The sequence below is a fragment of the Chryseobacterium viscerum genome, from assembly GCF_025949665.1.
Classification (GTDB): Bacteria; Bacteroidota; Bacteroidia; order Flavobacteriales; family Weeksellaceae; genus Chryseobacterium; species Chryseobacterium viscerum_A.
The window spans coordinates 1,614,575-1,639,909 of record NZ_JAPDFT010000001.1; the positions used below are offsets into that span (position 1 = coordinate 1,614,575).

General features: G+C 35.7%; 23 protein-coding genes. 21 read left to right on the plus strand and 2 right to left on the minus strand.

Going from position 1 to position 25,335, the window contains the following annotated elements; translation table 11 throughout:
• The first annotated feature begins 127 nt into the window (after positions 1–127).
• From OL225_RS07325 to OL225_RS07410, 18 genes are all read left to right on the plus strand, one after another.
• Positions 128–1,507: a dipeptidase gene (locus tag OL225_RS07325; RefSeq protein ID WP_047374429.1), complete on the plus strand. Its 1,380-nt coding sequence runs from the start codon at positions 128–130 to the stop codon at positions 1,505–1,507.
• Between the two features lie 211 nt (positions 1,508–1,718).
• Complete coding sequence (locus OL225_RS07330; protein WP_264517797.1) at positions 1,719–2,639, plus strand: T9SS type A sorting domain-containing protein; 921 nt, start codon at positions 1,719–1,721, stop codon at positions 2,637–2,639.
• Positions 2,640–2,719: 80 nt separating this feature from the next.
• A complete protein-coding gene (locus OL225_RS07335) occupies positions 2,720–3,427 on the plus strand; it encodes an SDR family oxidoreductase (protein WP_264517798.1) in 708 nt (235 codons plus the stop codon).
• A 149-nt stretch (positions 3,428–3,576) separates the two neighbouring features.
• Positions 3,577–4,323 carry an electron transfer flavoprotein subunit beta/FixA family protein gene (locus OL225_RS07340; RefSeq protein WP_264517799.1) on the plus strand — a complete coding sequence of 249 codons (747 nt, stop codon included), beginning with the start codon at positions 3,577–3,579 and terminating at the stop codon, positions 4,321–4,323.
• A gap of 41 nt (positions 4,324–4,364) precedes the next feature.
• Positions 4,365–5,312: an electron transfer flavoprotein subunit alpha/FixB family protein gene (locus OL225_RS07345; RefSeq protein ID WP_047374436.1), complete on the plus strand. Its 948-nt coding sequence runs from the start codon at positions 4,365–4,367 to the stop codon at positions 5,310–5,312.
• Between the two features lie 189 nt (positions 5,313–5,501).
• Entirely contained in the window at positions 5,502–6,101 is a 600-nt protein-coding gene (locus OL225_RS07350) for a bifunctional nuclease family protein (RefSeq protein ID WP_047374438.1), read from the plus strand.
• Between the two features lie 22 nt (positions 6,102–6,123).
• The gene (locus OL225_RS07355) at positions 6,124–7,506 is read left to right on the plus strand and encodes a nucleoside permease (protein WP_047374441.1); all 1,383 of its coding nucleotides are present in this window, start codon (positions 6,124–6,126) and stop codon (positions 7,504–7,506) included.
• A 113-nt stretch (positions 7,507–7,619) separates the two neighbouring features.
• Entirely contained in the window at positions 7,620–8,174 is a 555-nt protein-coding gene (locus tag OL225_RS07360; RefSeq protein WP_264517800.1) for an RNA polymerase sigma factor, read from the plus strand.
• A complete protein-coding gene (locus OL225_RS07365; protein WP_264517801.1) occupies positions 8,140–8,847 on the plus strand; it encodes a hypothetical protein in 708 nt (235 codons plus the stop codon). The genes OL225_RS07360 and OL225_RS07365 overlap by 35 nt, the downstream gene beginning before the upstream one ends.
• A 79-nt stretch (positions 8,848–8,926) precedes the next feature.
• The gene (locus OL225_RS07370) at positions 8,927–10,021 is read left to right on the plus strand and encodes a hypothetical protein (protein WP_264517802.1); all 1,095 of its coding nucleotides are present in this window, start codon (positions 8,927–8,929) and stop codon (positions 10,019–10,021) included.
• Positions 10,022–10,170: 149 nt separating this feature from the next.
• The gene (locus OL225_RS07375) at positions 10,171–10,575 is read left to right on the plus strand and encodes a hypothetical protein (RefSeq protein WP_264517803.1); all 405 of its coding nucleotides are present in this window, start codon (positions 10,171–10,173) and stop codon (positions 10,573–10,575) included.
• A gap of 3 nt (positions 10,576–10,578) precedes the next feature.
• A complete protein-coding gene (locus OL225_RS07380; protein ID WP_264517804.1) occupies positions 10,579–10,989 on the plus strand; it encodes a hypothetical protein in 411 nt (136 codons plus the stop codon).
• Between the two features lie 56 nt (positions 10,990–11,045).
• The gene (locus tag OL225_RS07385; RefSeq protein WP_047374454.1) at positions 11,046–12,224 is read left to right on the plus strand and encodes an acetyl-CoA C-acyltransferase; all 1,179 of its coding nucleotides are present in this window, start codon (positions 11,046–11,048) and stop codon (positions 12,222–12,224) included.
• Between the two features lie 106 nt (positions 12,225–12,330).
• Positions 12,331–13,821: an MFS transporter gene (locus OL225_RS07390; RefSeq protein WP_047374457.1), complete on the plus strand. Its 1,491-nt coding sequence runs from the start codon at positions 12,331–12,333 to the stop codon at positions 13,819–13,821.
• Between the two features lie 175 nt (positions 13,822–13,996).
• A complete protein-coding gene (locus tag OL225_RS07395) occupies positions 13,997–16,159 on the plus strand; it encodes a M12 family metallo-peptidase (protein WP_264517805.1) in 2,163 nt (720 codons plus the stop codon).
• Positions 16,160–16,292: 133 nt separating this feature from the next.
• A complete protein-coding gene (locus OL225_RS07400) occupies positions 16,293–17,219 on the plus strand; it encodes a mevalonate kinase (RefSeq protein ID WP_047374462.1) in 927 nt (308 codons plus the stop codon).
• Positions 17,220–17,229: 10 nt separating this feature from the next.
• A complete protein-coding gene (locus OL225_RS07405; RefSeq protein WP_052184563.1) occupies positions 17,230–18,159 on the plus strand; it encodes a UbiA family prenyltransferase in 930 nt (309 codons plus the stop codon).
• 63 nt (positions 18,160–18,222) lie between these two features.
• Positions 18,223–19,389, plus strand: coding sequence for a proline dehydrogenase family protein (locus OL225_RS07410; RefSeq protein ID WP_047374464.1), 1,167 nt, complete (start codon positions 18,223–18,225; stop codon positions 19,387–19,389).
• Positions 19,390–19,860: 471 nt separating this feature from the next.
• Here OL225_RS07410 and OL225_RS07415 read toward each other — a convergent pair whose 3' ends face one another.
• A complete protein-coding gene (locus tag OL225_RS07415; protein ID WP_047374466.1) occupies positions 19,861–20,397 on the minus strand; it encodes a helix-turn-helix domain-containing protein in 537 nt (178 codons plus the stop codon).
• Between the two features lie 962 nt (positions 20,398–21,359).
• Between OL225_RS07415 and OL225_RS07420 the strand changes: the two genes are divergently transcribed.
• The gene (locus tag OL225_RS07420) at positions 21,360–22,469 is read left to right on the plus strand and encodes a M14 family zinc carboxypeptidase (protein WP_264517806.1); all 1,110 of its coding nucleotides are present in this window, start codon (positions 21,360–21,362) and stop codon (positions 22,467–22,469) included.
• Between the two features lie 204 nt (positions 22,470–22,673).
• Here the strand turns inward: OL225_RS07420 and OL225_RS07425 are convergent, their stop codons facing one another.
• Positions 22,674–23,171 carry a DUF4920 domain-containing protein gene (locus OL225_RS07425; protein ID WP_264517807.1) on the minus strand — a complete coding sequence of 166 codons (498 nt, stop codon included), beginning with the start codon at positions 23,169–23,171 and terminating at the stop codon, positions 22,674–22,676.
• Between the two features lie 142 nt (positions 23,172–23,313).
• Here OL225_RS07425 and OL225_RS07430 point away from each other — a divergent pair, with 142 nt between their 5' ends.
• Positions 23,314–24,726 (plus strand): APC family permease, encoded by a 1,413-nt coding sequence (locus tag OL225_RS07430; protein ID WP_047374473.1) that lies wholly within the window; start codon positions 23,314–23,316, stop codon positions 24,724–24,726.
• 160 nt (positions 24,727–24,886) lie between these two features.
• Positions 24,887–25,327 (plus strand): GPW/gp25 family protein, encoded by a 441-nt coding sequence (locus OL225_RS07435; protein ID WP_047374475.1) that lies wholly within the window; start codon positions 24,887–24,889, stop codon positions 25,325–25,327.
• Positions 25,328–25,335 lie beyond the last annotated feature (8 nt).

Below are 25,335 nucleotides of genomic sequence, written 5' to 3' on the forward strand. Positions count from 1 at the left end.
TTCTGCAGGGCATTTTTTATTAAAAAAGACGGCTATAAGGCTCATTAGCATAAGGTTGGGAAAATCCTGCCTTTTTGTTTGTCCCTGCCGGGCATTTTTTTTAATTTTAACAAAATAAATTTTTACAATGCAAGAGACATTAAATTACATTAACGAAAACAAACAGCGTTTCGTGGATGAATTATTTGAGTTATTGAGAATTCCTTCTATTTCTGCAGATCCGGCGTATAAAGATGACGTTTTGAAATGTGCAGATGTAGTGGCGGCACACCTTAGAAATGCAGGAGCTGATGATGTTGAAGTTTGCCAGACCAAAGGCTATCCAATTGTTTTCGGGGAAAAGATTTTAGATAAAAGTTTACCTACAGTACTGGTGTATGGACATTATGATGTTCAGCCGGCAGATCCACTGGAATTATGGACAAAACCACCTTTTGAACCCTATATTGAAAAAACTGAACTGCACCCTGAAGGCGCTATTTTTGCCAGAGGTTCTGCGGATGACAAAGGACAGTTTTTCATGCATCTGAAAGCCTTCGAAGCTATGATGAAAACCAATGCTCTTCCTTGCAACGTTAAATTTATCTTAGAAGGAGAAGAGGAAGTAGGTTCTGTGAGCTTGGGAGACTGGGTGAATGAAAATAAAGAGAAATTAGCTTGCGACTGTATCTTAATTTCCGATACTCATATTTACAGCAACGAACAGCCAACTGTGACAACGGGATTAAGAGGCTTAAGCTATGTAGAAGTAGAAGTGGAAGGCCCAAACAGAGATTTACACTCAGGTCTTTATGGTGGAGCGGTTCCAAACCCTATTCACGTTCTTTCAAGAATGATTGCTAATCTGATTGATGAAAACGGTCATATTACAATTGACGGGTTCTATGACAACGTAGAAACGGTTTCAGATGCAGACAGAGCTGATATGAACAAATTGAAAGATAATCCTGAAGAATTCAAAAAATCAATCGGATTAAGCAATATAGAAGGAGAAAAAGGATATACAACTTTAGAAAGAACATCTATCCGTCCTACTTTAGACTGCAACGGAATTTGGGGTGGTTATACCGGAGAAGGCGCAAAAACTGTAATTCCTTCAAAAGCTTTTGCTAAAATTTCAATGCGTTTGGTTCCTTACCAGACTCCACAGGAAATCACAGAAAAATTCACGAAATATTTTGAAAAAATTGCTCCTGATACAGTAAAAATTAAAGTAACGCCTCACCATGGAGGGATGCCTTATGTTTTACCAACCAATACCAAAGAATTTGCTGCGGCAAAACAAGCGATGGAATCTGCATTCGGAAAAGAAGTTCTTCCATACAGAGGAGGAGGAAGTATTCCAATTACAGCGATGTTTGAGCAGGTTTTAGGAGCTAAGTCTGTATTGATGGGCTTCGGGTTGGATTCTGATGCAATCCACTCTCCAAACGAGCACTATGGATTATTTAATTTCTATAAAGGAATTGAAAGTATTCCGTTGTTTTTTGAAAATTATTCAAAGTAATTCAACAAAAATAAGATAGGGTAAGGTATTTCTGGAAAGAGATACCTTATTTTTTTTGCTCTGAATTGAGCTGTATTGCCTCTGTAGTAAGACGTTTTTAATGGATTTTAAAATTAAATTCACTGAGAATAAAAGCGTTATTTTTTATTTGTAATAAGTTATTTCACCATTTGTTGAAAGTTTATATTTTTAATACAAAACTTGATTTACTATGAAAAAATACTACTCAATTGCAATTTTACTATTATCATCATGCATTTTTGCACAGCAGACTGTATCCTTTGAATTCAATGAAGGATTCAACACTGGAAATATCCATGGCCAGGCAGGATGGATCAGTACTCCCACAGGAGGAGTGCCTCAAAATGTAACCCATCAGACCATCAGCGTAGATAAAGCCAGCGACGGAAGCAGTTCCCTCAAAATTGTTAAAGAAGCAGCCTACGGAACTCAGTCTGATCCTATTATCGGAGGCTTTTATAATCTGCCGGCTCCTCTTGCTTACAACAACTTCTCCGTATCATTTGATATTAATATGTCGCAGCTCAACGGCTCTGATTTTGGTTTTCAGGGAGTGAATAGTGTTGATGATCAGTTTGTTGTGAGACTGGATTTTGATAAAACCGGATTGTTCAAGATTCTGAATACAGTATCAGGCATACAGGATTTGATTTCCATACCTTCAGCCTGGCTGCCAAATATCTGGTACAGAGTGAAAGTTGTGGGAACTGCCACAGATATCAGATACTATCTTAATAATGTCTTTATTTACACAGGAACAGCCGCAAGTTCAGTGAATATAGATCAGCTGCGTTTTGTCCATAATAATGCGTTGGGATCGGCTTATATAGATAATATTAAAGTGAATAGTGAACTTTTGGTATTAGGGATTAAAGATTCTAAGGTTATTGCCAAAGAAGTTTCAATTTATCCTAATCCTGCCACTGATTTTATACAGATTAATTCTCCCGGTACAGTAAAACGTGTTGAGATCTATGACGGGACAGGAAAGCTTATAAAGACTGAAATAAACAATAGCAGAATTAATGTAAAAGGACTGACTGCAGGTGTATATATGGTTAATGTAAAAGCAGAAGGAAGAAACTTCACAGAGAAATTTATAAAAAAATAATTCCTGATAAATCTTAGTATCAGTAAAACGCTCCAATTGGAGCGTTTTTATTACTTTAGAGAATTAAAATTTGGTCATCAATGTCAGAGAATAAAACAGCTTATATAACGGGAGGAACCAAAGGTATTGGTTTCGGGATTGCGAAAATTTTACTTGAAAATGGAATTTCAGTAGCATTTTCAGGAAGAAAAAGAGAAGATGTCATGAAGGCGGAAGAAGAACTTAAGCAATACTCAGAAAATGTTCTGGGAATTGTTTCTGACGTAAGAAGCCTGGAAAGTGAGCAGGAAGCAGTAAAATATACCGTTGAAAAGTTCGGGAGAGTGGATTATATCATTGCTAATGCAGGATTGGGGATATTTAAACCCGTAGATGAGCTCACGGCAGAAGAGTGGAATGAAATGATAGAAACCAATCTCACAGGTGTTTTCTATACCTTAAAAGCTTCTGTGGAAGAACTGAAGAAGACAGAAGGTTACTATATCACGATTTCAAGTCTCGCAGGTGCCAACTTCTTTGAAAACGGAACAGGGTACAATGCCTCAAAATTCGGAGTGGTAGGTTTTACACAGGCTGCGATGATTGATTTAAGGAAATACAATATTAAATCTACGGTCATTATGCCGGGTTCGGTGGCAACTCATTTTAATGGAAATATTCCGTCAGAAAAAGACAGTTGGAAGATTCAACCCGAAGATATGGGGAATCTCATATTAGATATTTTAAACATGAATCCAAGAGTTTTGCCAAGTAAAATAGAGTTTAGGGCAACAAAACCAGCGAAGTAACTACATCTAATGTATTGAATAATAATTTAATAAGTATTATGCATGCATAATATATTTTTTATTTATATTAGCAAAAATTAATTCAAACAAAATCTCTGCATAAACTGTCATGATTTTATGCATCAAAGGGAAAAAATAAAATAGTACACATGAAAATATTAGTTTGTATTAGTAGTGTTCCGGATACTACTTCCAAAATTAACTTTACAGCAGATAAATCTGCTTTCGACAAAAACGGAATTCAGTGGGTAATCAACCCGCTAGATGAATTTGCGTTGACAAAAGCGGTTAAACTTCAGGAATCTCAGGGAGCAACAGTAACAGTAATCAACGTAGGAGATGCTGGTACAGAACCTGTGATCAGAAAGGCTTTGGCAATTGGTGCTAATGATGCTGTAAGAGTAAATCTAGATCCTAAAGACAGCTATTCTACAGCAAAAGAAATTGCTGCTGTAGCTCAAAACGGAGGATATGATCTTATCCTTTGCGGGAAAGAATCTATTGACTATAATGGAGGTTCCGTTCCGGGAATGGTGGCTCAGCTATTGAACCAGCCTTTCGTAAATGCTTCAGTAGGATTAGACGTAAACGGAGATGAAGCTACTGCAGTAAGAGAAATTGAAGGAGGAAAAGAAACTATTTCTGTAAAATTACCGGCAATTATTGCAGGTCAGAAAGGATTGGTAGATGAAAAAGACCTTATCATCCCGAATATGAGAGGAATTATGTCTGCAAGAACAAAACCTCTACAGGTAGTAGAGCCTGCTTCTTCAGAAGTAAAAGTTCAGGGAGTATCTTATGACAGTGTTCCAGCTAGAGCAGCTGTGAAAATGGTTTCTCCTGACAATTTGGATGAATTGGTAAGATTACTTCACGAAGAAGCTAAAGTAATCTAATCTTTAAATTTTTCAATCTTTTAATTATTAAATGTAAAACAATGGCAGTATTCGTATACGCAGAAAATATAAACGGAGTTTACAAAAAAGCAGCTTTTGAAGCAGTTTCTTACGCTAAAGCTGTTGCTGATAAAGCTGGAGATACCGTTACGGCAATCTCTGTAAACCCAACAGATTCTTCAGATTTATTATACAAATATGGAGCATCAAATGTAATCAATATCAAAGACGAAGGTCTTAAGAACTTCTCAGCAAAGGCATTCGCACAGGCTGTAAGTGAAGTAGCAGACGGAAACATCATCGTTTTCCCTCACACTACTGATGCTTCTTCAATTGCTCCAATGCTTTCTGTAATGAAGAACTATTCTTTAATCACTAATGCTTTAGAAGCTCCTGAAAGCCTTTCTCCTTTCCAGGTAAAGAGAAGAGCATTCTCAGGAAAAGGTTTTATGCATGCAAAAGCTGAAGGAAACGGAGTAATTGTTACCGTTTCTCAAAATGCTTTCGGTGTTAAAGAAAATGCAGTATCTGGTTCAGAAGAAGTGAAAAACTTATCGGTAGCTAATGAAGATACTAAAGTGATTTCTCACGAGCAGAGTTCAGGTAAACTAGACCTTAAAGAAGCTGAAGTTGTTGTTTCTGCTGGTAGAGGGCTTAAAGGACCTGAAAACTGGGGAATGATCGAAGATTTAGCAAACGTTTTAGGAGCAGCTACAGCATGTTCTAAACCGGTTTCTGACATCGGATGGAGACCTCACACAGAACACGTAGGACAAACTGGTAAGGCAATTTCTCCGAATCTTTACATTGCTGTAGGGATTTCAGGAGCCATTCAGCACCTTGCCGGAGTAAACTCTTCAAAAACTATCGTAGTAATCAATAGTGATCCTGAAGCACCATTCTTCAAGTCTGCTGATTACGGGGTAGTAGGAGATGCTTTCCAGATTATTCCTGCATTAACAGAGAAAATTAAAGCAATAAAAGGATAAGAAAGTGAATTGTGAATAGTCAATTCGCTTTGCTCGTCAATTTTTAATTAAATAATTCACTTGCAAAGCAAAATTCACTATTGACGTTTGACAATCATCAACAATACAGATAAAAGCTCGGCTTTCCGGGCTTTTATTTTTGCGTAAAAAAGTAAAATCACAATAAAAAATTAATCTATATTTGTAGCTATGGATTATAAACAGCTAATTATTCGCGGAATATCGTATAGCCAGACCCAGTCGGGGGCTTATGCATTGTTATTGGAGCATGAAGAAACACATATAAAATTACCTGTTGTTATAGGAAATTTCGAAGCCCAGTCTATCTCTCTCGGATTGGAAAAAGATATTCATCCACCGCGTCCTCTTACTCATGATTTATTTACAAAATTTATAGTCTCTGCCAACTATGAGCTGGTTTCTGTTATTATCTATCAGATTGTAGACGGAGTATTCTTTTCAAATATCAACTTTAAAAATAAAGTGAACGAAGAAGAACTGATTCTGGATGCCAGAACTTCTGATGCTGTTGCCATGGCAGTAAGATTTGATGCACCCATATTTACTACCCAGCAGGTTCTGAATGAAGCCGGGATTTTATTAGAACTGGAAGATGTTTCCAAAGAAGAACAATCTTTCTCAGAAACTGTACAAACAGAAGATAACTTAAAATCTCTTTCTATGGAAGAACTTCAGAAATTACTGGATGATGCCGTAAAAGAAGAAGACTATGATACTGCTCTTGAAATTCAGGAAGAAATCAAGAGAAGGAAAAAGACAATTGACTAAAGAGATACTTTTTATATAAACTATGAATTTAAAATTACGACTGACCATCCTCAGTTTTCTCCAATTTTTTGTTTGGGGAGCATGGCTGATTACGATGGCAAACTTCTGGTTTGGTACAAAACATTGGGAAGGAACTCAGTTTGGAGCTGTGTTCGGAACAATGGGAATTGCTTCCATCTTTATGCCAACCATTACTGGAATTATTGCTGACCGCTGGATTAATGCGGAACGAATATTTTCAGTATTACATATCCTTTATGGGATTATCCTTTTTATATTACCTCATTCTGCAGACCCGAATTCTTTCTTTTCGGTAATGCTTGTGGCTATGTGCTTTTATATGCCAACTATTGCACTTGCGAACTCCATTTCTTATACGATCCTGAAAAATAATAATATGGATGTAGTAAAAGATTTTCCACCTATTCGTGTATGGGGTACCATTGGTTTTATTGTGGCCATGTGGATCACTAACCTTAGTGGAAACAAAGCTACGGAAGGACAGTTCTATATTGGAGGGGCTGTAGCAATATTTTTAGGAATTTATGCTCTTACCTTACCAAAATGTCCGCCACAAAAGTTGATTGATAAAAACTCGCCATTATCTGAACAATTAGGATTGAATGCGTTCAAACTTTTTGGGAACTATAAAATGGCTTTGTTCTTTTTATTTTCAATGCTTTTGGGAGCAGCACTTCAGCTTACCAATGCATATGGAGATGTTTTTTTAAGTGAATTTGCCCATTTTCCTAAATATGCTGACTCATTTGTAGTACAGAGATCTACCATCATCATGTCAATTTCTCAGGTATCAGAAACCCTGTTTATTTTGGCGATTCCTTTTTTCCTGAAGAAATTCGGAATAAAAAAAGTAATGCTGATGTCTATGCTGGCATGGGTGTTAAGATTCGGATTCTTTGCATATGGCGTTCCGGACGGATTCGGACTTTCTCTGATTATCCTTTCATGTATTGTATACGGAATGGCATTCGATTTCTTTAATATTTCAGGATCACTTTTCGTAGAAACAACTACCGATAAAAAAATACGTTCTTCAGCTCAGGGGTTATTTATGATGATGACCAACGGTTTTGGAGCTGTTTTTGGAAGTTATATTGCAGGCTGGGCGATTGATAAATTCTTTACCCATAAATTTACCACCGCTTCGGACTTATCTACTTATCTTGAAACAACACCTGATAACCCTACTTTCTTGGAAATACTGAAAAACAGTTTCAATGCAGCGGTTAATTCAGACGGAACCCTTTCATCTGTGGTGATGGTAAAAGACTGGCAGCAGATATGGCTTTCATTTGCTATTTATTCGTTGGTGCTGGCTATATTCTTTGCTGTATTGTTTAAACACAAACACAACCCAGAAGATGTTTCATCAGTAAAACATTAAGTAAAACTAACATTCTTAAGATATTAAATTGCATTTTTGAAAAAAAATGCAATTTTTTTTATTTTCAGACAACCTTTTTTAAAATAGACCGTCTTATAGATAGAAACTGAAACATGAAGAATATCGAAGAGAATTTTTTATTGGCTAAAAAACAGGACCGGAAAGGGCAGAAAGCTCTTTACGAAATGTTTGCTCCCAAAATGCTGGCCATTGCAAATTCTTACGTCAATAACCTTCATGATGCAGAAGATATCCTCCTGAATGCATTTATGAAATGCTTTACCAGAATAAATGAATGCAGAGACTGGAACAGTTTTCCGTTTTGGCTTAGAAAAATTATTGTTAATGATTCTATCACCTTCATCCGGAAGAATAAGAATATTCTCTATGCAGATGTGGAAATTGCAGATGATTATAATGAAACCTCTGATGAAGAATATCCTGAAGAACTCAATATTGAAGAAATATTTTCCCAGATGCCGGTAGGATATAGATTGATTTTTAATCTACATGTCTTTGAGGATAAAAAACACAATGAAATTGCTGAAATTCTTAATATCTCTGAAGGAACAAGCAAAAGCCAGTTGAGCAAGGCAAAAAAATGGCTTGCTGAATTTTTAAAAGCAAAAGAAAATGAAAAAAGAAATACTGAAACAGTTAAAATCTGATTACGAAAAGCTTGAAATAAAGCCTTCCGCAGATCTTTGGGGCAGGATAGAGCAAATAGACCAGGGAGAAGAAAAAAGTGCTGATATAAGCTTTAAAAAGACTTTTCAATGGTGGAGATATGCAGTCGTACTAGTTCTGTTGGTTTCGATAGGGGTATTGCTTTATTTTAATAGAAATCCTCCTATCAATACAAATAATCCGATAGTTCATACAAAACTGCCAAAAGAACATATAGAAGTACCCTTAACGAATCAGGAAATACATGTCGTTCAGAACATCAAAACAGAAAAAAATACCAATCAAAAGAGTATAAAAGAAATTTCAGGCATTCCTACAGTATATCAACAAAAGGAAATTTTGCAGAAAGAAAGATTAAGCAGAAGTAAAGAAGAACAGATTATAATTGCTGATTATGAGATTAAAGCCCCGATATTGGAAAAAGAGCTACTATCTATAGCAGACAAAGCTTCCCCTGTAGAAACTAAAAAGACGGAATATATTAATGCTGATGAACTCCTGCAGGGAAGAGAGTTTCAAAAAAAACGGGAAGAGAACAGAACAGATACCAGGAAATTCGGAGCACTTGATATGACTAAAATTAAAGTTAAAAGCCCCAATTCTTTTAAAATCTTTGGCGTAACAGTCTACACTGACTCACTGGAAAGCAAATAAATAATCACCCTTTATATCACAGAAAAACTGTCCCGAAATAAGGACAGCGATCAAATATTGTCTTAAAATTAATAAAAATATGAAACCAAAATTACTATTGATGGCTGCTGTAATAGCTTTTAGTTATGGGTTTGGCCAGGAAACTCAGGATAATAACCTGAGTGTCTATTCAAAAAAAATTGACAGCATAGTAATGTCTGAAAAAGGCAAAATGAATATAGAGCTGGATGAGATTGATAAGAGCTTTAAAGAAAAGAAAATCACGCCTGATGAAAAGCAAAAACAGCGTACAGCAGTCGCTTCAAAATATGAGCAGATTATTAATGAAAAAATAGATTCCCAAAAGCAGGATCTTGAAATGGCAACCAAAGAGCTGGTTAAAGATGCTGTTTTTAAATCTGAAGATTCCGTAAAATCCGGAAGAAATCAGCTTTGGCTTGGACTAAATGGATTTAATATGAAACTCAACGAGAGGAAAAAAAGGAACAACCCGAAAAACTATCTTGAAACCTTAGAACTTTCGGTGGGTATGGGCGGAGCAGGATTAACTTCAAAAAATAAGCCTTTTGATTTTTACAGCAAGAATTCTGATATAAAAAACAGTGTTATCAATTCCTGGCAGCTGACATTATGGTACGGTAATCAGATCGGAAGCTATACCAGTCCTTTTTTCTACCGGTTCGGATTGGGAGTACGATCAGACCAGTTTACACCAAAATACGGGCAGGCATTCAAACAAGATAAATATACCTTATTCGTTGGCGATTTTGACCGCGGAAACCTTAAAAAGAGTATGCTTTACAATACTTATTTAACCGTTCCTGTCGATCTGAAATTTGTTTTAAACCCAAAATATAAAAATTATGAAGGTGTGAAATATCTGGATAACAATCAAAAACAGTTGTCTGTTATCCTGGGTGTTTATGGAGGTTTGAAAATAGGAAGTGTGAATTATTCCAAGTATTCTAACGAGTTTTCCGATAGAATTGTTGAAAGAGAAAAAGTGATGCATGGAGTGAACGATCTTGTTTTCGGAGGGAAATTAGGAATCAGCTATGCGGGGTTCAACCTGTTTATTCAGAAAGACTTTACCCCGGCGTTTAATAATAATGCTTTGCTAAAGAAAAAATATGGACTTCAGATTGGGATAGAGATCGCAAATGTTAATTTTTAATTTAGCAATAAATAGTCATTTTCTTTGTATAATAAATAAAAATATTAAATCTTTTTTATAGCTAACAAGTGTTCGGGTAAAGAAATCCTATTTTTAAAACACACTATTTAAAAGTGTGTTTTTTTTTGTATTTTGGCACTTTAGTAAATATGAAAAATATTCAGTTATTAGGATTACTTTTGGTAATCGTAGGCAGTTTTTTACCCTTGGTACATGTGCCTGTCATTGGGAACTGGAACTATTGGAAACTTGATCATTATCTGGCTATTGCATGCTGGCTATTTGCTGCATGCGCAGTCTTTGGAATTGTCAATAACAGTGTGAAAATCGTAAGGTTTTTTGGTATTCTGCTTATCCTTTTATTTGCATTTACCTTATTCGCTGTGAAGATGCAGTCTTTGCAATACTTTAGCTTTTTACCATTCAAATCCTGGCAGGAAACTTTTGCCGGAATCGTTAAACTGAAATGGGGCTGGGCTGTAGAATTTTTAGGTGCTTTTCTTTTGGTTTTTGCAGGAGGGAGCAAAAAAGTAAATAATCGCACACAACTATAAAAAATGAACCTTTTAAAAATATTTTCCGCAGGAATTTTGTTGGTGGCAGCCGCACAGGTTAACGCTCAGATAACAGATCAGAAAAAACCGGATAATCCGGCTAAATGTGCCAATATCAAAGAAGGGAAATTTGTAAGACCTAATTACCCGGAAGGAATATGGCATATGACCATTAAAGATAATGTTCAGACCGAATATTTCAATAATGGGAAAGACTATATCAAATCAACATTGGTTTTTGTGGATGACTGCAACTACAAAGCAATCATTATGGAGAAATCCGATAAAAATAATCCCGTACAGATAGGAGACGTCTTCAATAATAAAATTTTAGCAACTCAGGATAACCTTCTGAAAGTTAATACTAAAATTGAAGGAACTCAGTTTGACGTGGTCTATGTAAAAGTAAAATAAATTCAACCTATAAAATGGAACTTTGTTCCGTTTAGTTAAAAATAAAAATTATATACATGAAAGAAGTATTCATCGTTTCCGCAGTAAGAACACCTATGGGGAGTTTTATGGGAAGCTTGTCAACAGTTCCGGCTACAAAACTGGGAGCAACTGCTGTAAAAGGAGCACTGGATAAAATTGGTTTAGATCCTAATGCTGTTCAGGAAATTTATATGGGGAATGTTCTGCAGGCAGGAGAAGGCCAGGCGCCGGCTCGTCAGGTAGCTTTAGGAGCAGGTCTTTCAATCAATACACCTTCTACTACAGTCAATAAAGTATGTGCTTCAGGAATGAAGGCTGTAACAATGGCTGCTCAGGCGATCAAAGCTGGTGATGCAGAAGTAATTGTTGCAGGAGGTATGGAAAATATGTCTTTAGTTCCTCATTATTACAATGCAAGAGTGGCTACAAAATTAGGCGATATCAAAATGCTTGATGGGATGGTACTTGACGGTCTTACAGACGTATACAACAAAGTACATATGGGAGTATGTGCAGAAAAATGTGCAGTAGACTATAATATCACAAGAGAAGATCAGGATAACTTTGCTGTAGAATCTTACAAAAGATCAGCAAAAGCATGGAGCGAAGGTAAATTCAACGAAGAAATTGTTCCGGTTTCTATTCCTCAGAGAAAAGGAGAACCTGTAATCTTTGCTGAAGATGAAGAATACAAAGCAGTAAACTTTGACAGAATTTCAACACTTCCTACCGTATTCAAAAAAGAAGAAGGAACAGTAACAGCAGCTAACGCATCTACCTTGAATGATGGAGCTTCTGCATTGATCCTTGTTTCCAAAGAAAAAATGGAAGAACTTGGTTTGAAGCCTCTTGCAAAAATCGTTTCTTACGCTGATGCAGCACATGAGCCTGAAAACTTTACAACTGCTCCAGCAAAAGCTTTACCTATCGCTCTTAAAAAAGCGGGATTAGAAGTTTCTGATATCGATTTCTTTGAATTCAACGAAGCTTTCTCAGTAGTAGGATTAGCCAACAACAAAATCTTAGGATTAGATGCTGCTAAAGTAAATGTAAACGGAGGAGCTGTAGCATTAGGACACCCACTTGGAAGTTCTGGATCAAGAATCATTGTTACATTAATCAACGTTTTAAAGCAAAATAACGCAAAATACGGTGCAGCAGCAATCTGCAATGGTGGTGGAGGAGCTTCTGCTATCGTGATTGAAAATATCTAATATTCTGTTTACGAATATATTACCATTAAGGAATTGATAATTTTTTTAAAAACTTATCCATTTCTTAATGGTTTTTCTATTTTTGTGCTACTAATATATATTTGAAATGTCTGAAACTGAGAATCGACAGCCTAAAAACATAAAGAATAATCCGAAGATTATGAAAGCCTGGGCTGTATATGACTGGGCAAACTCCGTGTATTCCCTGGTCATTACCTCTACTATTTTCCCTATTTATTACTCTATCCTTACCACAGCGTACGAGAAAAAGGAATACATAGCCGAAACCAAAACATGGATTGATGTTCCGGTAAGACATACAATCAAAATTTTTGGAGAAGGATATCAGCCGGATGCTGTATATGGATATTCACTTACCATATCATTCTTTATTGTAGTATTGTTGTCTCCATTTTTATCTTCATTGGCAGATACTATCGGAAACAAAAAATCTTTCCTTCAGTTTTTCTGCTATCTGGGAGCAACATCATGTATGGGATTAGCCATGTTTACAGGGATGCATAATGTATTTCTGGGACTTCTCTTCAGTATTACGGCCAGTGTCGGCTTCTGGGGAAGCTTGGTGTTTTATAACTCCTTTCTTCCGGATATTGCCACACCGGACAGGCAGGATGCACTTTCTGCAAGAGGATATGTCTACGGATATATTGGTTCTGTAGTTTTAGTAGTAATCTGCTTGGTTCTGATTCAGGTTTTTGCTAAAGGAGCTGCTCAGCAGTTACTATTTACAAGAATCAGCTTCCTGTTAACGGGAGCATGGTGGTTTGGATTCTCTCAATATACATTCAAACACCTTCCTCAGTTTGGGGATGTGAAAGACAAGCTTCCTAAAGATCTTGTATTACTGAATTATAAGAACATCTTCAAAAAGCATGAAGAACAGGGAGGATTCTTTGAAGTATTTAAAGATAATCTGAGCTTCTATAAAGATATTGCAAAAGAAAGTTTTCACGAACTGTTTAAAGTAGGAGGAGAGCTTTTCAAAGACAGAAATCTTAAATTCTTCCTGTCGAGTTTCTTCTTTTACAGTGTAGGAATGCAGACGATTTTCCTTATGGCAACCTTATTCGGAAAGAGTGAGATCAATCTAGCTCAGGATAAACTGATCGGAACCCTTTTGGTTATTCAGATTGAAGCCATTATCGGAGCTGTTATTTTCTCAAGGCTATCTAAGAGAATCGGGAACAAAAACGTTATTTCAATTGCTATCATCCTATGGATTGTTGCTTGCCTCTGGGCTTATTTCCTGAATAAAGAAAATCCAACGGTAGAATACCAGTTCTATGGAGTAGCTGCAGTGGTAGGATTAGTAATGGGTGGTCTTCAGGCGATGTCCAGATCTACCTATTCAAAATTGCTTCCTGAAAACTCGATGGAAAACACAACCTACTTCAGTTTCTATGATGTATTGGAGAAAATTGCGATCATCATCGGGACATTCATCTTTGCAACATTAATTGAGCATTTCAATAATATGCGTATCGCGGCATTGTCCATGACCATATTCTTTGCAGCAGGATTAGTTTTAATCAGATTCCTGAAGGTTAAAATGAGAACCAACAGAGAAACATTATAAAAAAGAAAAGACGTTATTTTTAACGTCTTTTTTTATTTTAACGAATAAAAAACATTTGTTTTGTCATTTGATTTATTTGTAGACTTTTTATAAATACTAGAATATAATAGTAGTTTTTCACTATGTGTTGATTTTTTTTGTTTATTTGTGAAAAACAGATAAAATTACCAAAATCATGAAAAAGTTTCTATTAATTTGCTTTCTGCAATATTTTATTCTTTGTTTTTCCCAAAATTTAAAACCTGTTGCTCAAAAAGTTTTGGAATTTCATAATCGGAAAACGGAACTTAAAACCTACGATTTATTTGAAACCAATAAAACGGCTGATAAAATAGCCGAATACAAACGGGCAGCAGCAGATATTACTGTTATGTCTTTGAAGTCTGCAGAATTGAAAAGATTAATCAAAGAAAAACCTGATTTTCTTGAAATCTCTTTTCCCTTTGATGGCAGCAGACAGATCACTGTTGAAATGTACAAACATCAGATCTTAACCAACGATTTTAAAGTAGTTACCGACAAGGGTAAAACAGTAGAATATACCCCGGGGGTCTATTATCAGGGAATTGTAAAAGGAGATAATACCTCTATTGTTGCCTTTAGTTTTTTTAATGATGATATTGTAGGTGTTGCTTCTACACTAGAATTAGGAAATGTTGTGGTAGGAAAAGCTAAAAATTCTGAAGATTTTGTAAGCTATTCAGATTCTAAATTAACAGGATCTAATCCATTTGCCTGTGATGTAGACGGATTGAAAGAAAACCAAGTTCAGAGACCAGTTTTCAATCCTAACAATACCAGTAAAAAGAAAACAGACAATTGCGTAAGAATATATTATGAAGCAGGTTTCGGTCCATATACCCAAAATGGAAGCAATACAACTACTACTACGAATTGGGTTACTGCTATGCATAATAATGTTGCAACCTTGTATGCAAATGAGAATATTAATGTGGCTTTAAGCGAAGTTTTTGTTTGGACAACTACCGACCCTTACGCCGGCTCACCAAGCACAATTCTGAGCCAGTTTAGAACCACCAGAACCACTTTTAACGGAGATGTGGCTCAGTTATTAAGAAATCCGGCTACAACCAGTATTGCATATGTAAATTCATTATGTACCAGTTACAAGTATTCTTATTGCGGTATGAATTTTAGCTATCAAAATGTACCAACCTATTCATGGAATATAGAAGCTATGACACATGAACTTGGACATAATTTAGGATCACCGCATACCCACTCATGCTTCTGGAACGGAAATAATACAGCTATTGATGGTTGTGGACCTGCTTCAGGAAATAACGAAGGATGTACTGCTGCTCTTCCTCCTGCAGGCGGTGGAACTATTATGAGCTACTGCCATTTGGTAAGCAGTGTAGGGATTAATTTTGCGAATGGCTTTGGTGTACAGCCAGGAACATTGATCAAAAATACAATAGATTCAAAAGGCTGTCTTGGTACCAACTGTACGACGTCTTGCCCTACATCTATAACGAATTTTAACATTAACAATATCACACAGACTTCTGCAAATGCCACTTTTACAGATGCTCTTTCAACAGCATGGAAATATAAACTGACAACAGCAAACGGAGCGGCAGTATCTTCCGGAAATGCTAATACACAGTCTTTTAATTTTTCAAATTTGCAACCGGCATCTTATTACAGACTAAGTGTGGGAACAGATTGCAGCGGACCAAATGCATTCCAGTTATCAAAGCTTTTCCTGACTGACGGAGCATGGTGTGATGGAACTCCGTTTTTGGATACGGGAGGTCCCACGGGGCAATATAAAGATAATGAAGACCTTGTAAAAACATTTTATCCTACTCCCGGTTCATCTATGACAATGACATTTACTGCATTCGATATTGAACAGGGGTACGATTTTATGTATGTGTATAACGGCCCTTCTACGGCTTCACCACTATTTGCCAATGGGAATAATCTGAGTGGAAGTACACTACCTGGACCGTTTACATCTACGGATCCTTCAGGTGCAATTACCGTAAGATTTGTTTCAGATGGAGGCGTTACTGGAAACGGATGGAATGTGAATTTCTCTTGCAGTGTTTTAGCAGTAGAAGATACCAATACAAAAAGTAATTCAGTCAATATTTATCCGAATCCAGCCAAAAATATGATAACCCTGTCTTCAAAAGAAAGACTAAAAGGGTATAAAATCTATGATGAGGCTGGAAGATTGATAGTTTCGGATTCTTCTTTAAAAGGAAATAAACAGGAAATAAACCTTTCCTCAATTCAGACTGGAAACTATGTGATTACCATTGAAACAGAGAGGCAAACCATCAACAAAAAGCTGATCAAACAGTAATTTTTAAATAATTTATTATAAAAGCCTGATAATCTCAGGCTTTTTTCTTATATTTAATAGAGAAATTTCGGCCTGAGTTTTGCTTATATTCAGCGAAATAATTTTTAACTTTGCAAAAAGATTTATTGTCAAAATGACCAACCCTCTATTTTATGCAAAAATAATCCTGTTTGGAGAATATGGAATGATTGAAGATTCCCAGGGGCTTGTAGTACCTTACAGCTTCTATAAAGGAACTTTGAAATTTTCAGATCTGAGTTCTGAATTTGAACTTAATTCCAACAGACATCTGCAGAAATATTCTGAATATCTTACAGCACTTGATCTTTCCGACGATTTTAAATTGGATATTGGGAGTTTCAAAAATGATATTTCTAACGGACTTTTCTTTGATTCCAATATTCCTCAGGGATACGGAGTGGGAAGTTCGGGAGCTTTGGTAGCTGCTATTTTTGAAAAATATTCAATCAGCAAACTGAATCCTGAGAGCATCTCAAAAGATAATCTTAAAAAATTAAAAGCGGTTTTCGGTGAAATGGAAAGCTATTTTCATGGAAAAAGCTCAGGAATGGATCCTTTGATCTGTTACATGAATCTTCCGATTCTTATCGAAAATAAAGAAAATTTAGACAGAGTAAATATTCCAGAAGGAGAAGAAGGAAAAGGAGCCATTTTCCTTATTGATTCTGGGATAACAGGGGAAACAGGTCCTATGATTCAGATTTTCTTTGAAAAAATGAAAACAGAAGGTTTCCGCAAGACTCTGAAAGAAGAATTTATCCGTTACAACAACGCATGTATTGAATCTTTCCTTAAAAAAGATATGAATCCTTTCTTCAGAAACCTGAAAAAACTTTCTCACTGGGCCTATGAACATTTCCGTCCTATGATTCCTGAAAGTATCTTCAACATCTGGAAAAAAGGTCTGGATTCTAACGCTTATTATCTTAAACTCTGCGGAAGCGGTGGAGGCGGTTATATCTTAGGATTTACCAAAGACTATGCAAAAGCAGAAAAAATGCTTGAAGGCTTCCAGAAAGAAGTGATTTACAGATTTTAAAAAGATTGGAATGAATTCTGAAAAAGAAACTTTCCAATCTAAAAATTATATATCAAAATCTTTCCTGTACAGATTTTCCCAATTTGTGGGCTTTCTGCTCGGAGCACGGTTTTTTGTAGCAGCTCTGCTGACATTTGCCCTCTATGTTTCCACTTTTTTCTTATTTAATCAGGATGAATCTTTCAGAAAATTCGTCTTTGATTTCAAAGTACACGGCATTATTTTCTGTACGGTTCTTACCATTCTGGCCGGAGGGATCATCAATCAGTTCTATGATCTGGAGAAAGACCACATCGTAAAACCTTTCAGAACAAGGGTTCAGAGCTTTATCAAGCAGAAATATTTTCTATACGCTTATCTGGCACTCAGTGCTATTTCTTTGGGAGTAGCCTGGATGATTTCCCATAATGTATTTGTTTTTTTTGTAGTTTATCAGTTTTTTATGTGGTTTTACAGCCATAAACTGAGCCGAATACTCATTGTAAACAATCTTACCTTTGTCAGCCTTACCCTGTATCCATTCTTTGGAATGATGGTGTACTACGAAACTTTTTCAAAAAAGGTATTCCTTATGGCTGTTTTTCTTTTCCTTATTTTGCTGTGCATTGATATTGTGAAAGATACCCTTACCAGAAGTGTAGACAAAACGTTTGGGTATACCACCATTCCTAATTATTTTAAAAGCAGAAATACAAAAATTATCCTGTCTTCTTTACTCGTGGTTACGATGGCAGTTTCCATGAAACTTATTACCAAAACCGGTGTTACCGGATTCATGGCCTACTATTTTGCCGGAGGACTTTTTATCATGATATTATGTATTTATCTTCTTATCAATGATTCCCGAAGAAGTAACTTCTTCACGTTAAATATATTACGATTCTGGGTTTTCGTAGGAATTATTGCAATGCTTTTAAATGGAATAGAGCATAAATTATAAAAAAATTCTTTAAATAAACTGAGGTTATTATTACCTTTGCCTAACTAAATTTAATAAATAGGAATGCCCATTTTTAATGATACTAAAGTTGCATTTGCAGACAAGTCTGATGCACAATTGAGAAAGGCGTACTGGATGTTTAAAATGATTGAACAGCCCGCTCTTACAAGCCTTGGAACATCTGTCCTGAATTTTACAGTACACAACAATTTTCCTTTCGTTACCGGAATTGTAAAAAACACCTTGTTTGAGCAGTTCTGCGGCGGTGAAACCCGTGAAGAAAGTATGAAGGTTGTGAAGCAGCTGTTCAAAAGAGGGGTTGGAAGTATTTTCGATTACTCTATTGAAGGAAAAGAAGATGAAGAAACTTTTGATGCGGTTTGCAAAGAAATTAAGGATATTGTTAGATTCTCAGTGGGAAATCCGGCCATTCCTTTTATCGTATTCAAGCCTACCGCTTTCGGAAGAATTGATCTTTATGAAGCAGTTGGAAAAGGAGTGGAGCTTACTACCAGCCAGAAAGAAGAATGGGAAAGAGTGGTAAAAAGATTTGATGAAGTATGCAGTCTTTGCCACGAGAATGATAAAAAAGTAATGGTAGATGCTGAAGAAACCTGGATGCAGGATGCAGCAGACCACCTTTGCGAAGAGATGATGGAGAAATATAACCAGCAAAAACCTATCGTTTGGAATACCATCCAGATGTACAGAACAGGAAGACTGGAATACATGGAAGCTAATCTTCAGAGAGCAAGAGAGAAAAACTACTTCATCGGTTACAAAATTGTACGTGGTGCTTATATGGAAAAAGAAAGAGCCAGAGCAGCAGAGAAAGGATATGCAGATCCTATCCAGCCAAGTAAAGATGCTTCGGATAAGAACTACAATGCAGGAATTGACTTTGTCATGAATCATCTGGATAAAGTTTCTGCCTTCTTTGGAACCCATAACGAAATCTCTTCAGAGCTGATTATGGATAAAATGAAAGCAAAATCTTTGGACAGTGACAATCCACACGTTTATTTTGGACAGCTTTACGGAATGAGTGATAATATTACCTTCTATTTGTCTGATAAAGGCTATAACGTGGCTAAATATCTTCCATATGGACCTGTAAAGGATGTTGTGCCATACCTGACAAGAAGAGCCAGAGAAAACACCTCGGTAGCCGGGCAAACCGGAAGAGAGCTGGGACTTATCAAAAAAGAACTGGAAAGAAGAAGGAAATAAGAATATTGTTCTTACTATACCTATCAGGCCTGCAGATTTGCGGGCCTTTTTATTGCTTTCAACATCAGTACAGAAGCTTCATTATTTCTGAAGAACAAAATAGGATTAATAATAATTAACGTAATTATTATTAATTATATATTAAAATAATGTTATTTTTATTGTTGATTTGATTTTAAATATTTATATTTGATAGAGCCATAAAAAACCAATGCATGAAAATGTTTTCATTTACCTTTAGGATACTGCCCTATAAAAGAATCTCTTCAGATACATAAGCAACTGCATCACTCTTATCAATAGCCGAAATTATAAAGAAACATATTGTGGGATGGATCGTTATCATAAAATAATAATTCCACCAGCTGGGTATCCCATTCAATTTCAAAAAAACAAAATAAAGCAATAGCTTTAGTTTTCTTCTTCAAATATTTTTTAACCTGATCAAAAAAATGATCAGGTTTTTATTTTTTAAGGTTCAAAACTTTCAAATTTTCCGTTTTCATAGAACAGAACAATACGTTTTATTTTATTTTGTTGATTTCCAAATAGTTGCCCTAAAATAGGATTGTCGGAATTTTCTAATCGCTGAGAATCCGATATTTTTTCCGGGACTTTATCTTGGGCTGGTATAAACGATTCTCCAGCACTTGATTTTGGAGCTTCCATTTCAGTTTCATCACTCCCGAACTCATCATCGTCATTCATCATCGTAAATAAGTCGGGGAGAGGAGTTGTTTTTATTTTCTCCTCTTCGGTATGTTCTTCGTTAATTTCTGATTCGGGTAGCTGGGATTTCAGCATTTCACCTTCACCTGTAACCAGCCAGTCCCACAGAAGTTCCGGGAAACGGGATTTTATTTTTATGATAAACTCAAGAGACGGTTTGTTTCTTCCTGATGTAATATGTGAAATGGATGAACGCTGTACATCAATCTCATCTGCAAACTCAGAAGGAGTAAGATTAGAATACTCTATAATTTTGGAAATTCTTTCATTTAAACTCATAAAAATAAGCCTTTAATTATTTTACAAATGTAACTCATAAAATTTACAAATGCAAAACACAAATGTAAATAATTGAAATTATTATCTGTATACATTTGTAACACGAAAATAAACTACTTTAAATCAATGTATTATATTTAAATTACAATTGTATTTATTGATGATATTATTCTTCTGCAGGAATTTGCTGTATTGATTAAGATAACAATATTGTTCCATTATTTACCCTTTATATTAGTTTATAAATGTAAATTACTGTATTTTCAGAGGATATTTTATCTCTTAAATGACTTCTTACTTACTATTTACATAATTAATCTACCTAATCTCTTTTAAGATACCTAAATATCTAAAAAATAGCTTATAATAAGTATTTTTAAGGCATTACAATGGTAAATTACCGATGTAAATACTCTATTTCTAGTCGATATACTTCCTTTATCGAAGGGAAATTATATACATGCTCAATGGCTATATTTTTTTGCCTGCGAAGTTGACCCCAAAAACACAGATTACCTAAAATTCCAGAGAAGATTTCTATATTTCAAGCTTTTTACATTTGTATAATTAGATGAGCAATAAAGTTTTCCACAATTTTTATGTTTAATAAAATAACCCTCAAATGGGTAAAAACAACGTTTTTTACACTTCAAGTAGTGTTATAAATGTAATTTAGATAAAGCACATAATATGCTGATTTTGTGCATTTTAAATATATTAGATTAAATTATTCGCAATCCACAATTTTACCAACAGACAATATGTCATTCAGCGCTGTTTAACAATGTTACAAGTGTTAACTCTCTTTTTAAGTCGTAATACCACCATGATTTAAACTTTGTAAATGATTTTAAAATTAAGGCACAAATGTAAATCTGTGTATTTTTACAATATTCACAAATGTTAATTTAAGTTTTTACCTAAAAATGGTTAAATTTGATTCTTGTAAATTATTTCTCAAGATGAATTTTGAACAGATCTATTCTCAGACACCCGATTTCTCAAATCGCTATATTTCCCCTGAAAAATTATTTTCTTACCTACAGACCAATCTCAGCGATTATATCCAAGAGATCGGAACATCCTATTTAGGTAAACCTATTTATCAGTTAACTATAGGAACAGGAAAGATTCAGGTATTGGCCTGGTCACAAATGCACGGAAATGAATCCAACGCAACTCATGCTATGTTGGACCTTTTAGTAAGTCTTGATAAAGCACCTGAAATGAAAGAAGATCTGTTCAGTAAAATACAGCTTGACTTTATATTCATGCTGAATCCGGACGGATCTGAAAGATGGACGAGGCTGAATGCTTCCGATATTGATCTGAACAGAGATTTTCACAACGAAGCGAGTAAAGAGATTAAGTTTCTGAAAAATGCAGCAGCTTCAAAAAAATATGATTATGCATTAAACCTTCATGAGCAGAGAACCATTTTTACCACTGATGGTATTCATCCTGCTACGCTTTCGTTTTTGGCTCCTTCCGAAAATGTAGAACGTACCGTGACTGAAAACAGAAAAAAATGTATGGCAGTCATCGGAAGTGTATACAATCATTTGAAGGAAATGATCCCTAATCAGATCGGAAGATATTCTGATGAATTTTACCCTACTTCCACAGGAGATAATTTTATCAAAGCCGGAATGCCTACGATCTTATTTGAAGGCGGCCATTTTGTGGACGATTATACCAGAAAAGGAACCCGAAAATATTATACTATTGCTCTTTATTATGCACTGAAGGCAATCAGTGAACTCAACTCTGATATCACAGGCTGGGAAACTTATTTAGACATCCCTGAAAATCAAGAAACGCATTATGATATTATTTACAGAAACGTAAGACTGAATACAGAGCATGAATGTATTTTGGATATAGCAGTTCAGTACAGAGAAATCAAAGAAGAGGGGAAAGATGAAATCTCTTTTATTCCTTTTGTAATGGAAGCCGGAGACGTAAAGAAAAGAAAAGGCTGGCTGGAAATAAACTGTACCGGAAAGAAATTTATTTCTGCTACTAAATATCCGAAACTGGATTCTGTAGTGGATTTTAAAATTGAAGACTAAAAGAATTTTAAATAACCTCATAAAAAATCTCCGGCAGCCCTTCAGGGCTGCCGGAGATTTTATTTTTACAAACTTGGGATATTAAAATTCATATTCAATAGGAATGGGCTTTAGCCCATTATCACTCTAATAAATACTCATCTGGCTTTAGCCCAAACTTAATCTTGGAAATATAAAATTTAGATTTTATTCAATAATTAAAGCTTAGTTAACCACTTTAATTCCGTTTGCTACAAATCTGATTTCTTCTTTAGGCTGTGTAATTGCATCAATTTCTGCCTGTGGCTTCTTGGCATCTTCCGCATAATGTTTCTGCTCATTTACAGAAGTTACTTTTCTTTCTGCATTACCTTCCAGTACTACATTTTTACCTTTTAAAGCTGTAGGAACAAAGAAAGCGTAGTCTTTCATTTTTACAAAAAACTTAGAATTGTCCTCCGTCTGAATCGTAAGCCAGCATCCTTTTTTATCGCAAACATCAGTTACTTTTCCCTTAATGGCTACGTTTTCAACTTTTTTGTTGTCTTTTTTAAGCTGTTTATTCAGATTGTCTACTGTGATTGCTTTAGATTCAGCGGAGGAAGTTACCTGATCTCCGTAAGTATCGCCTACCAAAGCTTTTCCTTCCGGTGGACCGGATTGAGCAAACGCTAAAGAAGAAGCCATTAAAGCTGCGCCTAATAATATCGCTTTAAATTTCATTTTTAATATTTTTCCCAAAAATACTAATTAATATTGAATCATAACTGATTTAAAAATGATAAAAAACAGCTGTTTCAAGGATTTTTCAATAAAATTCAAAATCAAAGACAGATTTGATTATATTTGACCCCTATACTTGACTATGCAAAAAAAACTGAAACTATGGGACGCCATTATGCTGGTGATGGGTTCTATGATCGGAAGCGGGATCTTTATTGTAAGTGCTGATATGACGCGAAACCTGGGATCAGGTTTTTGGCTGATTGTAGTATGGGTTATCACAGGAGTGATGACCGTAGCAGCAGCTATAAGCTATGGAGAGCTTTCTGCACTGTTTCCGAAAGCTGGCGGACAATATACCTACCTGAAAGAAATTTTTGGTAAAAGAATGGGTTTCCTTTACGGATGGGGATTGTTTACAGTAATACAAACCGGAACAATTGCTGCCGTAGCAATGGCTTTTGGTAAATTTACAGCTTACCTTATTCCTTCTCTTAACGATGCAGCCCCAATTTTTCAAAGTGGGGAATTTAAAATTACATGGATACAGATTCTGGCGATCGCCGTCATTATTTTGCTTACCTATATCAACACCAGAGGAGTGGAAAGCGGTAAAATCCTTCAGAACATCTTTACAGGTTCCAAAATCATTGCATTATTAGGCTTAATTGCTGCCGGTTTTATATTGGTAGATATTTCTCATTTGTCAGAAAACTTCAGCTGGGGAACAGATTCTTTTAATAACCTTAAAAAAGATTTGAGCGGTAATTTCCTTAAAGAAGGCTGGGAACCGATTGGTGGAATGACTTTGCTGGGAGGAATTGCTGCCGCAATGGTAGGTTCAGTTTTCAGTTCTGTTGCCTGGGAAAGTGTAACATTTGTTTCCGGGGAGATTGAAAACCCTAAAAAAAATGTTGTAAAGTCAATGATTTACGGAACTTCTGCTGTGATGATTCTTTATATCGCTGTAAATTATGTCTACTTAAATGCATTAGACAGAGATGGAATTGCATTTGCTGCCAATGACAGAGTAGCGGTAGCAGCATCTCAGAATATTTTTGGAAGTGCAGGAACTATCATCATTGCTTTATTGGTAATGATTTCTACATTTGGATGTAATAACGGATTGATTCTGGCGGGAGCGAGAGTTTTTCAGACGATGGCAAAAGACGGAATGTTCTTTAAATCAGCGGTAAAAAACAATAAAAATGAAGTTCCGGAAAATGCTTTATGGATGCAGGGAGTCTGGGCTTCCATTCTGTGTCTGAGCGGGCAGTACGGGAATTTACTGGATATGATCTCTTTCGTGATCGTTCTGTTCTATATGATTACGGTTTTTGGAGTGATTTACTTAAGGATGAAACAACCGGAACTAGAAAGACCTTATAAAACATGGCTTTATCCGGTGACACCTGCTATTTACCTTATCATAGGAACATGTTTCTGTATTTTACTGTTAATTTACAAACAGCAATATACGTGGCCGGGTTTTGTATTGGTACTGCTGGGACTTCCGGTATATTATTTTATCAACCGAAAAAAGGCAGATGCTTAAATAAAATAAAAGATATAACAGATTCGGGGCTTTCAATTCAGGTTGAAGGCCCTTCTTTTTGAATAATATTTTGATGTATTGTAACAATTATTTGGTGAAAATGCGTACTTTGGTATTCCGTTTTTAAATAAGCGGAACCATGAAGTAAAAACTATAAGTTATGGATACACCAAATTACAGAATGCCTTTCGTACCGTCTACTTTAATGACCGAAGGCGGAAGTATCGATACCTGCGATATGGGAGAAAGTATTGCTCACAATATTATGCTGCTGATCACCACCAAAAAAGGGGAGAACAGATATGATGAAAACTATGGAAACGATGTTTGGAACCTTGAATTCGATAACGGAGTAACAAGTGCCATCTGGGAAAACGTTTTTGTCAAAAGCTTAAGAAGACAGATCCAGGAATATGAACCAAGAATTGTAAGTCCGCAGATCGATGCCCATATACAGTTTGTAGAGCACAGCTACGATACTAAAGAACACACCGAAATTAAAAAGAAAGTAAGAATTGCCATCAATGCAAAAATGGAAGAAACAGGAGAACGCTTCAGTTTTTCAACCGAATTGTTTCTAAGCCCGATGTCTATTGATTAATATTTTTA